This is a genomic window from Leptospira levettii (assembly GCF_002812085.1).
Classification (GTDB): Bacteria; Spirochaetota; Leptospiria; order Leptospirales; family Leptospiraceae; genus Leptospira_A; species Leptospira_A levettii.
In genome coordinates this window covers 21,021-33,648 of the sequence record NZ_NPDM01000008.1, presented here as the reverse complement: position 1 = coordinate 33,648, position 12,628 = coordinate 21,021, and the positions used below count along the sequence as shown (strand labels likewise).

11 protein-coding genes, 1 other RNA gene and 1 pseudogene are annotated in these 12,628 nt (G+C 39.0%); 5 read left to right on the top strand and 8 right to left on the bottom strand.

Annotated elements, in window-relative coordinates:
* Nucleotides 1–43: 43 nt before the first annotated feature.
* Nucleotides 44–436, top strand: a complete 393-nt coding sequence (gene msrB, locus CH354_RS17000; RefSeq protein WP_100727589.1) for a peptide-methionine (R)-S-oxide reductase MsrB — start codon at nucleotides 44–46, stop codon at nucleotides 434–436.
* A 17-nt stretch (nucleotides 437–453) separates the two neighbouring features.
* Here the strand turns inward: msrB and CH354_RS16995 are convergent, their stop codons facing one another.
* Nucleotides 454–906: an LEPBI_I1174 family sigma 54-regulated protein gene (locus CH354_RS16995; protein WP_100727588.1), complete on the bottom strand. Its 453-nt coding sequence runs from the start codon at nucleotides 904–906 to the stop codon at nucleotides 454–456.
* Between the two features lie 106 nt (nucleotides 907–1,012).
* On the opposite strand from CH354_RS16995, the gene rnpB reads away from it, so the two are divergent.
* Nucleotides 1,013–1,361: RNase P RNA component class A (gene rnpB / locus CH354_RS16990), an RNA gene on the top strand.
* Nucleotides 1,362–2,512: 1,151 nt separating this feature from the next.
* Here the strand turns inward: rnpB and CH354_RS18555 are convergent.
* Nucleotides 2,513–2,902, bottom strand: a pseudogene (locus CH354_RS18555) (nuclease-related domain-containing protein); the annotation flags it as partial.
* A 43-nt stretch (nucleotides 2,903–2,945) separates the two neighbouring features.
* On the opposite strand from CH354_RS18555, the gene CH354_RS16970 reads away from it, so the two are divergent.
* Nucleotides 2,946–3,545: an LBF_1134 family protein gene (locus CH354_RS16970; RefSeq protein ID WP_207762711.1), complete on the top strand. Its 600-nt coding sequence runs from the start codon at nucleotides 2,946–2,948 to the stop codon at nucleotides 3,543–3,545.
* Between the two features lie 3 nt (nucleotides 3,546–3,548).
* On the opposite strand, the gene CH354_RS16965 is transcribed toward CH354_RS16970, so the two are convergent.
* Nucleotides 3,549–4,142 (bottom strand): precorrin-2 dehydrogenase/sirohydrochlorin ferrochelatase family protein, encoded by a 594-nt coding sequence (locus CH354_RS16965; protein WP_100727584.1) that lies wholly within the window; start codon nucleotides 4,140–4,142, stop codon nucleotides 3,549–3,551.
* A complete protein-coding gene (cobA, locus tag CH354_RS16960; protein ID WP_100727583.1) occupies nucleotides 4,139–4,936 on the bottom strand; it encodes a uroporphyrinogen-III C-methyltransferase in 798 nt (265 codons plus the stop codon). The genes CH354_RS16965 and cobA overlap by 4 nt, the downstream gene beginning before the upstream one ends.
* Before the next feature lie 164 nt (nucleotides 4,937–5,100).
* Here cobA and CH354_RS16955 point away from each other — a divergent pair, with 164 nt between their 5' ends.
* Nucleotides 5,101–6,864, top strand: a complete 1,764-nt coding sequence (locus CH354_RS16955) for a diflavin oxidoreductase (RefSeq protein ID WP_100727582.1) — start codon at nucleotides 5,101–5,103, stop codon at nucleotides 6,862–6,864.
* 7 nt (nucleotides 6,865–6,871) lie between these two features.
* Nucleotides 6,872–8,539, top strand: a complete 1,668-nt coding sequence (locus CH354_RS16950) for an NADPH-dependent assimilatory sulfite reductase hemoprotein subunit (RefSeq protein ID WP_100727581.1) — start codon at nucleotides 6,872–6,874, stop codon at nucleotides 8,537–8,539.
* 76 nt (nucleotides 8,540–8,615) lie between these two features.
* Here the strand turns inward: CH354_RS16950 and CH354_RS16945 are convergent, their stop codons facing one another.
* From CH354_RS16945 to CH354_RS16930, 4 genes are all read right to left on the bottom strand, one after another.
* A complete protein-coding gene (locus CH354_RS16945; protein ID WP_100727580.1) occupies nucleotides 8,616–9,686 on the bottom strand; it encodes a TauD/TfdA family dioxygenase in 1,071 nt (356 codons plus the stop codon).
* A 68-nt stretch (nucleotides 9,687–9,754) separates the two neighbouring features.
* Nucleotides 9,755–10,987 (bottom strand): sulfate adenylyltransferase subunit 1, encoded by a 1,233-nt coding sequence (locus tag CH354_RS16940; RefSeq protein ID WP_100727579.1) that lies wholly within the window; start codon nucleotides 10,985–10,987, stop codon nucleotides 9,755–9,757.
* Nucleotides 10,987–11,895, bottom strand: a complete 909-nt coding sequence (gene cysD, locus CH354_RS16935; RefSeq protein WP_100727578.1) for a sulfate adenylyltransferase subunit CysD — start codon at nucleotides 11,893–11,895, stop codon at nucleotides 10,987–10,989. Before cysD ends, CH354_RS16940 begins: the two co-directional genes overlap by 1 nt.
* 3 nt (nucleotides 11,896–11,898) lie before the next feature.
* The gene (locus CH354_RS16930) at nucleotides 11,899–12,627 is read right to left on the bottom strand and encodes a phosphoadenylyl-sulfate reductase (protein WP_100727577.1); all 729 of its coding nucleotides are present in this window, start codon (nucleotides 12,625–12,627) and stop codon (nucleotides 11,899–11,901) included.
* Nucleotide 12,628: the final 1 nt, after the last annotated feature.

Sequence of the window (12,628 nt, the reverse complement as noted above, 5' to 3'; positions counted from 1 at the left end):
TGATATTGATACTTATTCTCAATTAATAGAGGCAAACGATACAATGGAAAATCAAAATTGGAAAGAGGTTCTCACTCCACTGCAGTACCAAGTGACACGCGAAAAGGGCACCGAACGGCCGTTCACTGGTGAATACTATGCTCACAAAGAAAAAGGTACGTATTTATGTGTGTGTTGTGGTGAGGCTTTGTTTTCTTCAGATTCTAAGTATGATTCTGGCAGTGGTTGGCCAAGTTATTATGAGCCAGTAAGGAAAGAAGTGATCGCAACGGAAACTGACAAAACCCACGGGATGGTTCGAACAGAAATCATGTGCCAAAATTGTGGAGCACACTTGGGCCATGTATTTCCTGACGGTCCCAAACCAACAGGACTTCGTTATTGTGTGAACTCTGCTTCTTTAAAATTTCAAAAAAAGGAAACTGAAACGAAATGAAAGTTCCATTGGAACTCTTATTCTTGTAACCAAGATACCTCTTGGCATGTTTCCCATTTCCTTGGACTCACTTCCTTTCCATTCCATTGTGCTAATGTATAGGAATCAGATCGGATTCCCACTCGTTTCACAATTTGGTTGGCAAGGGAAGTATAATGAAGTGCCTCACAACTGTGACCTAGTTTTGTTTCCAATTTTGCCATTTGGAAGAGTAGATGTGCGTTTCCTTCTGTATCTTTCATTCCGATTGATTGTTTGAGTAAAATTGCTTTTTTGAGATCATCTCTTGCAGACAAGAAGTCTCCTGATTCCATTTTTTTTGCCGATCGTTCTTCCAATTCGGCGATGACCATTGGGATACGAGAAAGGCGAGTGTGGCTTAAGATTTCTTCCACAGATTGGTCCAACTGAGGTTCTGCCCACAAACCAATGGAAATGATGAAAAAGAGAGCGAAATGATAAGACTTCATACGTTGGTTCCTTACTGTTTTCAATTCATAGATCAAATTGCATAAATTGTGCCAAAGTATTGAAATACTCCTCGACGCACTTCCGAAATCAAATTTCCATGAAAGGGACTCTGGCCGAGCGATCGCCTTTTTGTTTCCCTCTGGAAATAATGGGGAGGAAAGTCCGGACACTAGGGGACAATCGGACCAAGTAATGCTTGGGCTTTTTCTTTCTAGCAATAGGGAGGAAGGGACGGAAAGTGCAACAGAAAGAATACCGCCTACCTTGGTAGGTAAGGGTGAAATGGTGGGGTAAGAGCCCACCGCTTTGTTTGTGAAAACAATGGCCGGTAAACCCTCCGATGTGCAATCTCAAGTAAACAACCGTTATGAGCCTGTCCCGCCAGGTTGTGGGTAGAGAGCATTAGATAAATGATCGCCTAAAACAGAATCCGGCTTACGGGCCAGAGTCACCTTTTTTTAAAATCCCCTGGATTACCTTTTCTTCGTTAGGTGGGTAAAATACACAGACCAAACTCCGAATTTTTAATATTGTTTCTGCCAATAAAATTTTAGTTTCTGTTAAATGCCAATTTTCAAATCCAATCAAAATTCCACATGTTTCTTCCATACCTGCAAATTCCTTACAAGAATAATGGCGCATTTGGTTTTCCATTAAAAATTGTTTTAAACCATTTTGAAGTAATGATTCTTCCGATGGATACAATACTACAATTTCATCATTTTCGATTTCCAAAACTTTTTTTGCGTAACCATAACACCAGCGCATCTGATCGGTTAAGTCTTCATCATTTTTAATGAATTGGATGTCTGAAAAATTATCTAATATGGGTGTTTCTGAAAAATCATCGAGTAAGGAATTCGCGAATGTAACAATCTCTGGTGAATTTCGTATATTCCTTTTGATGTCCCAAACATGGACAGGTAACGATTGTAAATAATCCAAAATTGGAGTAGAGGAATACTTGAATCGTCTAGATACAAAAAGGATCCAATCTTTTTCTTCCCAAAAGAATTTAGAAAGATATAAAAAAAGTTCTGATTGTTTATCATCAGTAAGGATTTCTTCAATCCCATCCACAAGTAATAGATCGATGTGATTGTGATTGATTTCTTTATAATGGGAAATGAGTTCTATATTGTTTTTTTCTGGGATATGACTCAGTTCTTCTTTCCAAATTTCATAGAGAGCTTTTGCTCCCTGCCATAAGAGAACTTTTTTCCCTTTCCTTGCATTTTGTAAGGCGAGTTCCCCACAAAGGATGGATTTTCCAGAACCTGAACTACCAAAAACCAAGTTATGCGAATATTGACTGATTCCCTTCACAAGGTTAAATTGTTCTTCAGTAAAAAATAATAAGTTCTCTTCTTCTTTCTCTTTTTTCGAGCGAAAGGTTTGGAAAAAATTTAGATTCTTTTTGATGATTTCATGTGCTTTGACAAGTACGGAATCGGGAAGTGGTTCTCTTCCATTTCGATAAAAAATGGATTCTAAAATAGTATTTAGGCTTGTATCTTCTCCTACTTCCTTGCCACCAAACACAAATAAGTTTTGGTCGTTGGGTAGGTGGAATTCTTTTCTTTCGTTTTTTAAAAAGAAAATTGCACTATCATAATATTCTTCTGGAAATAAATCGACAAGTTGATTGTGATTTTTGAAAAATTCGCGAATGATTTCTCTTTGTGTGGTTACTTGTTCGATTGGATTTTTATAAGACTTTCCTTCAACTGGTTCCCACTCCCTACCTCTTACATTATAAAATTCCCACTCTCCTTTTTTTTGCCTCCACTTACCGTTTTTTAATTCGATGGTGATCACACCATATGGTGATACAACTAGAAAGTCTATCTCACGCATAGGAACATCGGGAGTGATTAGGGTTAGAGAATAATAAATATTACAAGGGAATTGAATTTCGTTCGAAAAACGATGGTAATAATAGGATTCGAGAGAAATGTCTCGCGTTTTTCCATGAAATTGTTTCGGATAAATCATTTTTTAGTTCTGTAATCTTTGTCGTATCTGTTCTAATGACGATATGAAACGGATACCACGAACCTTGTTATTCTGCCTATTGTTTTGTGCCTGCGCAGGGGGGAATATTAAAATAAAGATCAAACCTGACCTTTCGGGGGAACTCGTCATTTACCAAAAAAAAATCACAAAGAAACAGAAGGGGAGTTTTTTAGGTTCTGGTTTAACCGATACAGGAGAACTTACCATCACTCTCAAAGAGAGATCATATCAGTTTGGGAATTATACCCATATGTTACCTCCTGGATTTCGTTTTGTTACGTTTGTGGAAGACCAAACTCCTGAGATTCAACTTGGCATCGATACAAGCCAAAACTCACCTCTTCTATCGGCTCTTGAAATTGTTCGAGAAGACATCAATTCGATTTTATCTGAGGCCAAATTAAGAGATGACTTACTTCGTTTTAATACCCTTGTGGAGTTCATTCAATTTGAGGTACACTTCCCATTTCCAATTAAAAAAGTTAAATTTTTAGATCCTAGAACCGCAGGAGAGTGGACCGTGCGCCTTGATAGTAGTGATAAAATGATCGTAAACATTCCCTTACATGCGGTTTGGGCAGGCGAACACGCGTTAACGATTGTTCAAATTTATCCGGAATGAGTTTTATGGTTTGTGAAAGTATTCTGAATTTAACTTTTGGATGATTTCTTTTAATACTTTTCTTCTTTGATTTTTGTCTGGCAGAATTTCTTTGAGATTCCGTCTCATGGCAAAAATAGTTTCTAATAACTCATGGTCTTCGTCTGGGATGGTTTCCTCAAATAGTTTACGCAAACCGGAAGAAACACCAGCAAACATTCCGTCGGTGGAAATCGCAAATTGAATCGGTCCAATTTGGATTGTGGAAGAAGAATAAAAATCACAGTTTTTAGGATCATCCACTGAATTCACCCATATGCCTTTTTCTTTTGCGATGGTCCTGAATTTTTTGTTCGTGCTCGGATCACTCGTTGCTAAAAAAATAATATCTCTATCGATTAAGTCTCCTTCAGTGATCGCTCTTGTTTCGGTTTTGATATTGGGGTATTTTTGTAAAAAAACTTTCACTTCTTCCATGTAATCCATAGAGATGATGTGGATATTGGCGCCTGTATGTTCGAGCCCTAATAATTTTTCCAAGCAAGCGTTTCCACCACCTACTATCAAAATATTCCTACCTTCTAAGTTGAGAAAGATTGGGTATTTTTTTACACTCATTCCATTGGTTCCGAAAAAAAAGGAAGAAAAGAAATACTCTCCAACTTCTTATTTTCACCTAACAAAAGTGGACGAACAACTTCACCAACGTATAAAATACCTGGTCCATTTGTTTGTTTTTCCAAACCTTGCGATTGGGTTTTGTCAAGAGTGGAAACGGTATAGGTGACACGAGGACTACCTGCATTTTCCAAAAGGACGATAGGAGTCGATGGACTGACACCTTTTCGAATGAGTCGTTCTGCTAATTCTTTTGTTTTTTGGCTTCCCATAAGGATGACAATGGTTCCTGGGAAATTTTCCATTCCCATCCAACTCCGTTCCTCTTCTAAAATGGTGTGGCCATCAAGGATGATGATTTGGCGCGATAAACCTCTTACAGTCAGTGAGATGCCAAGGTCCGATGCCCCCGTTGTCACAGAACTCACTCCTGGGATCACTTCGTATGGGACTCTGTTTGATTCCAATGTTTGGATTTCTTCCGACAACCTCCCAAAGATGGAAGCATCTCCCCCTTTTAGGCGGACCACTCGTTTGCCTTGGTTTGCATATTGAACCAGAAGGGAATTGATTTCGGTTTGGGTGCGGTAGTGTTCTTTGGCACGTTTGCCTACATAGAGGATATGGGCGTTCTCGGGAAAAAGTTTTAAAAAACTAGGGTCGAGCAGGGCATCGTATAGGATGACATCGGCGGATTCGATCCGCGATTTCCCTCGAAGGGTTAAGAGGTCAATGGGGCCCGGGCCACCACTCACAAAACTCACAAAACCTTGTTCTGTCTTATTGGAGGACATATCTGCTATACCTTGCAATCCTGCTAGAAAACGTCAAGTGATTGGCTAATTATTTCTACAAAATCTCCAGTTTTTTGGTTTACTCGTCTCTAACCTTGGAAAAAGATTCAATTTATAAGACTTTTTGGATGTTTTACTGGAATCCAACACAAGCATAGGTTTTTATGTTATCCGATGAGAAACGCAATCGATTTTTACAGTTATTAAAAGAATCCACTAAGGATGAATGGGTCTGGATGTCGGGGTATCTCTCGGCACTGACACAAGCAAGCATTGGGGGCAGTGTAGACGTGTCCCTCACCCCACCTGTCAGTATCTCATCCAATGATCCTTCTCATGGGAATTTAAAAGCCGCACCAATTCAATGTAGTGTTGTGTATGGAACGGAAACAGGGAATTCTAAAAAACTGGGAACGGAACTTGTTAAAAAATTAAAAGAACTAGGTGTCCAAGCCAAATTAAAAAGTACAGACACTTACAAAGCAAAAGACCTGAAAGAGGAAGAATACTTATTTGTGATTGTTTCCACTCATGGAGATGGAGAACCACCTCAGGCTGCAAAACCTTTTATCCAAATTCTTTCAGATGCAAAAGACAAATTAGCGAAAGTAAAATTCGCAGTACTTGGATTAGGTGATACTAGTTATCCACTTTTTTGCCAAACAGGAATCGATGTGGATTCAATGTTAGAAAAATTAGGTGCCGAACGAATTCATGATTTAGGGAAATGTGATGTAGATTTTGATTTGGTTGCAAAACCTTGGATGTCAGAACTCATCACAAAACTCAATACAATTTCGAAAACTGCAACAACACAAGTTTCCAAACAAACACAAGGGCCAGTTTCCAAACCAAGTGCTGGTGGTAAGGTTGTCTACGAAGGAACGGTGATCACTAACTTAGTGTTAAACGATGTTGGTGCTACCAAATCCACTAGGCATATCGAAATTAAATCTTCGGTTCCTATCGATTATTTACCAGGGGACAGTGCAGGATTTTTGGCTTATAACCGTGAAGAGGAAGTGGATCGAGTTCTCGCATTACTGCAAACAGACAAAGAAACAAGAGTCACTTATAAAGGTGAAACTTGGATGTTGTATGATTTACTTCGCAAAAAAGTTTCCATTCGTTTTTTACCGGACAGAGTGTTACAAAAATATGCAACCCTTTCCAAAAAAGAAATTCCTGCTGGTAAATTGGATTTAGATGTATTGTTAACACTGTATCCATCTGATACAAAATTAGAAATCCAGACATTGGTTGATATTTTGGAACCAATTGTCCCCAGGTATTATTCCATTGCATCAAGTCCTTCCGCTCATGGAGAAGAAGAAGTGCACCTAACGGTAGCAGAAGTGGAAATTGAAACCTTTACGGGTATCAAATCTGGATTTTGTTCTGGTTTTTTAGCATCTTTAAAAGAAGGGGATACAGTTCCTTTTTTCATCCAAAGAAACAATTCCTTCCGATTGCCAAATCCAGATACAGACATCATCATGATTGGACCGGGAACTGGGATTGCTCCTTTCCGAAGTTTTTTATTTGAAAGGGAACAATCAGCAGGGAATGGAAAAAATTGGTTATTCTTTGGTGAAAGAAACTTTGTTTCAGATTTTTACTACCAAACGGAACTCTTGGAACTTATGGACACAGGTGTATTACATAAACTGAATACAGCTTTTTCCCGTGATACCAAACAAAAAGTATATGTCCAAGATCGAATGGGGGAAAATGCACAAGAATTACTCAAGTGGATTGAGAATGGTGCTATCATTTATCTCTGTGGATCCAAAGATCCTATGAGTAAAGATGTAGATAAAAAATTAATTGAAATTTTATCGGAAAGAACTTTCGACACTGGTAAAGAAGCTTCCGATTATTTAAAAGAACTAGAAGAATCTGGGCGTTATATCAAGGACGTTTACTGAGGAACTCATGGCTGAATCAAAAAAAGAAACACAAGCAGAAAAAGTAAAACGAGTGAGTCGTGGCCTCCGAGGCACCCTTGCTGATAGTTTGAAAGACGAACATACTGGTTCCTTACGTTCCGATGATCAATTATTACTTAAATTTCATGGTATGTACCAACAGGATGATCGAGATAGAAGGGACGAACGAGCGTTAAAGAAATTAGAACGTTTGTATTCTTTTATGATCCGTTTGCGAATTCCTGGTGGTATGATAGGACCAGTACATTGGGAAGCACTTCATAATGTTGCTGGAGAAAATTCTACAGGAACCATTAAAATCACAACAAGACAAACTGTCCAATTACATGGAATCTTAAAATCGAAAATCAAACCAACAATCAAAGCTTTTGATTCGGTATTTTTGGATTCGATTGCCGCTTGTGGTGACGTAAACCGTAACGTTACCTGTACATCCAATCCAGCCACAAGTCCACTCCACAAAGAAGTGTTTGGTTATGCAGGTGAAATTAGTCGTTCCTTATTACCCAAAACAAGAGCTTATTATGAAATTTGGTTGGATGAAAACCTTTTAGCAGAAAAGGAAGAACCCGAAGATCCATTGTACAAAGATGTTTATCTTCCTCGAAAATTTAAAATCGCAATTGCAATCCCACCATATAATGATGTGGATCTTTTTACCAATGATATTGGACTCATTGCCATTATTGAAAATGGACAATTATTAGGGTTTAATGTTTCTGTTGGTGGTGGTCTTGGAACCACTCATGGTAACCCCGATACGTATCCGAGAGTAGGGACTGTGTTTGGATTTATTCCCAAAAAAGACATTCTTAAAGTAGTGTATGAGATAGTGACTGTCCAAAGAGATTTTGGTAACAGAGAAGATCGTAAACTTTCTCGATTGAAATACACCTTAGATAGGTTAGGTGTTGAGTTTTACAAACGTGAAGTAGAAAAACGCGCAGGTATTAGTTTTGAACCTACAAAGGATTTTCAATTCACCCAAAGATCCGATGATTTTGGTTGGAAACAAGACGCGGCCGGGAACTGGCATTATACGGTATTTGTGGAAAATGGCCGAGTTTGTGACGAACATGGTTATAATCTCAAAACTGCACTTCTAGAAGTTTCGAAAACAAGAAGGGCAACCTTTCGGTTTACTTGTAACCAAAACTTAATTTTATCGGATATCTTTCCAAAAGACAAAGATTTAATTGAATCAATTTTAGTAAAGTTTGGTGTTCATAGGAAAACGGCAGAAGTTTCGCCGATCCGAAAAAATTCTATCGCTTGTGTAGCACTAAACACTTGTTCCTTGGCTCTTGCTGAGGCTCAGAGATACCTTCCCAGTTTAATCGATAAAATTGAACCAATCCTTTCCAAACATGGACTTTCGGACGAACCAATTTCGATCCGTATGACAGGTTGTCCAAATGGATGTGCAAGACCTTATATCTCTGAGATAGGACTTGTGGGGACTTCGTATGGAAAATACAATCTCCATTTAGGCGCTGATGCAGAAGGTTATAGGCTAAATCAAAAATACAAAGAAGATTTGGATGAAACATCTATCTTACAAGAGTTAGATGGATTGTTTGGTAAATTTTCGAAAGAAAGAAATGGTAAAGAATCGTTTGGAGATTTTGTCAATCGAATCGGGATTCTGAAATAAACTTAGAGTTTCTAAATAGAAATAAGGCACCTGATTTCAGGTGCCAGTATGTAATAATCTTAAAACTAAATTCTCTTTAATCCGCCCAACCCACAAGGATTCTCCTTGGTCCAGTATAGGGTAGTCTTCCATGTGAAACTGAAAAATTATCAATGAATAGAACATCTCCTGTTTGCCAAGGAATGGCGACCATGTGTTTCCAAAATACATTGGAAATTGATTTCATTTCTTTAGGTGAAATCTCTTCTCCATTCCCATAGGTTACATGCACATCGTGTGAGTTTGGTCCTAATAGTTTTTTGAAGCTAGTAATGATCGTGAGTAAAACTGCAACACCAAACGAACGAAGAGTTTTTTGTTTTTTGAAAATTTTCCAAGTTTCACTCACACCCGCTTGGTAATGAAATGTTTGCGAATGGTTATGCCATGCAATTGTACCTGCAATAGGATGTGTTCGAAAGCCAGATTGGTGGTTTGTGATCGTAAGAGAATCTTCACCAAACCAATCCAATTGGAAACGATTTTCTTTCGCAATTTGATTCACCTTATCCAAGTTTGTGGTGCCAAACATTTCATCCCAACGTTTGGTTTTCCAAACAGAAAATCGTTTTTGCGAGGATGGGCCATCATACCTTCTTCTATATCGGATTCCATACTTTTCGATTTTTTCTTTTATTTTGGGATCGATGTTTTGGTAGACCAACCTAAGGTCTGTTAAGGGAGTTTCCCCCCCGTAGGCAGAGGCTTTTTCCGCATAAAAAAATAAAAATTTTGGTGGGTTGTCAAGAAAACTCATTTCCGCATGTTGCATAATAGGGTAATGAGATGGAAGTTCACTTGCCGTGAACACATGTTTTAACACTTCATCGCGAGGGGAAGTGCCTAAGTAAAACTCACCCAATTGTTTCTCTTCTGTTGCAAATAAAATCTCTTGGAAATCGGAAGCTTGGTGGATTGGGAATCCACGCAAAAGAACAGCACCATAGGTTTTTAAGTCCTCTCTCCAATCATTTTGCTGGTTTCGAATCCATCGTAAGAGCTCATCCAACGGTTTTTCTTCCGCTGGTTCATACACAATGGGGAGTTTTGTTTTTCCCACAAAGGATTTCCGGATCCATTCTTTTGTGACAGTATTGGTCTCGCTCATGATACTGTCACTATAACTAAAAGAGCTATGTTATTTCAATTAAAAAATCTGTTATATTAGATAAATATCTACAATAACATCCCTGCGGCTACAGTTTGGTTGGTTCCTTCGTCCACGAGGACAAAACTTCCCGTTCCTCTGATTTTGGAATAAGGATCATAGGCAACTGGTTTTGCCGTCCGGATTGTCACCTTTCCAATTTCATTCAAACCGAGGTTTGGTTGTTCTTTTTTTTCATGGGTACTTGTTTCCACTCTGTATTCCAAAGAACGAATGGATACTTTTACTGCATTTGTCGTTTGGCGCAATAGGTATTTGGAACCTGGTGTCATCACCTTCTGGTCCATCCAACAGATATGTGCTTCTAGGTCTTGGGAAACAACTGGTTCTTTTCCTGTCACAACGAGCATATCACCACGGCTTACATCAATTTCATCTTCTAATCGAATGGTCACAGACATAGGAGCATACGCAGTGGTCAGAGGTCCGTCAAATGTATCGATCGCTTTTATTTTTGAAGTGAGTCCACTTGGTAATACAGTGATGGAATCTCCCACGGTAAAATGTCCACTTCTGATCTGTCCCGCATAACCTCTGTAATCATGGTATTCGGTTGTTTGTGGTCGAATCACGTTTTGTACAGGAAATCTTGGAGCAGGGGATTCTTCTTCTGTATGGATTTCAATTTCTTCCAAAAAGTGGAGTAAGGATTTTCCTTTCCACCATGGCATGGAATTAGAGGGTTCCACAACATTATCTCCGTTTAATGCAGAGATCGGTAAAAAGTGAATGGATTTTAAGTTTAAGTCTTTGGCAAATTCCAAATATTGTTTTTGGATATTTAAGAATACATCTTCTGAAAATTCTACCAAATCCATTTTGTTCACACAAACAACTACATAGGGAAGTCTTAATAATGATACAATATAGGAATGTCTGAAGGTTTGTTCGATCACACCTTTTCTTGCATCGATGAGGATGATGGCAAGGTCTGAATTCGAAGCTCCAGTCACCATGTTCCGAGTGTACTGTACATGGCCTGGGGCATCTGCAATGATGAATTTACGTTTGGGAGTGGAAAAGTATTTATAAGCAATATCAATCGTAATCCCTTGTTCTCTTTCTGCTTTGAGTCCGTCAGTCAGGAGAGCTAGGTTGATCTGTCCATTCACTTGGCCTGCGCGTTCAATCGCTTCTAGTTGGTCTTGGAAAATTGATTTACTGTCGTATAACAAACGTCCGATGAGAGTTGATTTTCCATCATCTACACTCCCTGCAGTGATAAACCTTAAAATATCCATTAAAAATACCCACCTTTTTTTCTTTCTTCCATTGCGGCTTCCGAACGTTTGTCATCCAAACGGGATCCTCGTTCCGTGGTGCGTGAAATTTGAATTTCACGGATGATATCAGCAACTGAATTGGCTTCTGATTCCACAGCTGCTGTACAAGTCATATCACCGACAGTACGAAATCGAACCGTCCTTGTTTCTACTTTGTCGGTACCATCTAAACTGATGAATTTTGAAACGGGGAACACTAATTCCTCTCTCCATACAATTTCCCTTTGGTGAGAGAAATACAAAGAAGGAAGGTCTATCTTTTCTTTTCGAATGTATTCCCAAACATCAAGTTCTGTCCAGTTACTGATCGGAAAAACACGTACGTTTTCTCCCACATGGATTTTTCCATTATAGATATTCCAAAGTTCTGGTCGTTGGAGTTTTGGGTCCCAAGATCCAAATTCATCTCGGACAGAAAAAATTCGTTCCTTGGCTCTTGCTTTTTCTTCGTCACGACGGGCTCCACCGATACAAGCATCAAATTTAAATTCGGCAATGGTATCGAGTAGTGTCACAGCTTGGATTGCATTACGACTTGGGAATTTTCCTTTTTCTTCAACTGCTTTACCTTGGTCGATGGAATCTTGCACATAACGAACAATTAATTTTTCTCCAATTCGTTCTGCGAGTGCATCCCGAAATTGTAGCGCCTCATCAAAGTTATGCCCAGTATCAATGTGAACGAGTGGAAACGGGAACTTACCTGGACGAAATGCTTTGAGTGCAAGGTGAACCAAACAAATAGAATCCTTTCCTCCAGAAAATAATAAGGCAGGTCTTTCAAATTGTGCTGCTACTTCCCGTAAGATATAAATGGCTTCTGACTCTAATTGGTCTAAGTGTGATAGTCGATGGGTACTTGTCATAGTCTATTGTCCTTTTTTTGGTGTGAGTTTTCCATCTACCCAATGCAAACCACATTCCTTTTTTGATTCTTGTTCCCACCACCATCGTCCAGCTCGAAAGTCTTCACCTGGTTCGATGGCTCGTGTACACGGGGCACAACCTATGCTTGGAAATCCTTTGTCATGTAATACATTATAAGGTACATTCTGTTCGCGAATGTATTTCCAAGTCTCTTCAAAACTCCAATGGAGGAGAGGTTGGTATTTGATTAAATTTCTACTTGGATCGGATTCAAATAAAGACATCTCTGTTCTAAATCCAGATTGGTCTTTGCGTAAACCAGTTACCCAAACTTCCATTCCATTTAAAATGGAATCCAAGGGAACGAGTTTTCGGATCCGACAACATTCCTTTCGTAATTCTTGTGAGTCATAAAATGCATTCGGACCGTTTTGGTTTACATAGGATTCGATTTCTTTTGTTTTCGGATAAAAAGCTTCGATTTTTGCCCCATAACGTATGTTTGTTTTTTGCCAAACATCGTAGGTCTCTTGGAATAACCTTCCCGTATCCAATGTGGCAATACGAATGGGGATTTGTTCTGAGAGGATGGCATGGGTGATGGCTTGGTCTTCGAGACCAAAACTTGTTGTGAAAACCACTTTGCCTGGGAATTCAGACGAAAGTCGTTTTAATCCCTCTGCGAGCGATAGGTTGGCATAAGATTCTGTCAAAACTTCCAAATTTCCCATA

Bases quoted from the DNA above. Each gene is read 5' to 3' on its own strand.
- cysD (WP_100727578.1), bottom strand. From the start codon at position 11,895: ATGACAAGTACCCATCGACTATCACACTTAGACCAATTAGAGTCAGAA.
- CH354_RS16950 (WP_100727581.1), top strand. From the start codon at position 6,872: ATGGCTGAATCAAAAAAAGAAACACAAGCAGAAAAAGTAAAACGAGTG.
- CH354_RS16995 (WP_100727588.1), bottom strand. From the start codon at position 906: ATGAAGTCTTATCATTTCGCTCTCTTTTTCATCATTTCCATTGGTTTG.
- cobA (WP_100727583.1), bottom strand. From the start codon at position 4,936: ATGTCCTCCAATAAGACAGAACAAGGTTTTGTGAGTTTTGTGAGTGGT.
- CH354_RS16940 (WP_100727579.1), bottom strand. From the start codon at position 10,987: ATGGATATTTTAAGGTTTATCACTGCAGGGAGTGTAGATGATGGAAAA.
- CH354_RS16965 (WP_100727584.1), bottom strand. From the start codon at position 4,142: ATGAGTGTAAAAAAATACCCAATCTTTCTCAACTTAGAAGGTAGGAAT.
- msrB (WP_100727589.1), top strand. From the start codon at position 44: ATGGAAAATCAAAATTGGAAAGAGGTTCTCACTCCACTGCAGTACCAA.
- CH354_RS16955 (WP_100727582.1), top strand. From the start codon at position 5,101: ATGTTATCCGATGAGAAACGCAATCGATTTTTACAGTTATTAAAAGAA.
- CH354_RS16970 (WP_207762711.1), top strand. From the start codon at position 2,946: ATGAAACGGATACCACGAACCTTGTTATTCTGCCTATTGTTTTGTGCC.
- CH354_RS16945 (WP_100727580.1), bottom strand. From the start codon at position 9,686: ATGAGCGAGACCAATACTGTCACAAAAGAATGGATCCGGAAATCCTTT.
- CH354_RS16930 (WP_100727577.1), bottom strand. From the start codon at position 12,627: ATGGGAAATTTGGAAGTTTTGACAGAATCTTATGCCAACCTATCGCTC.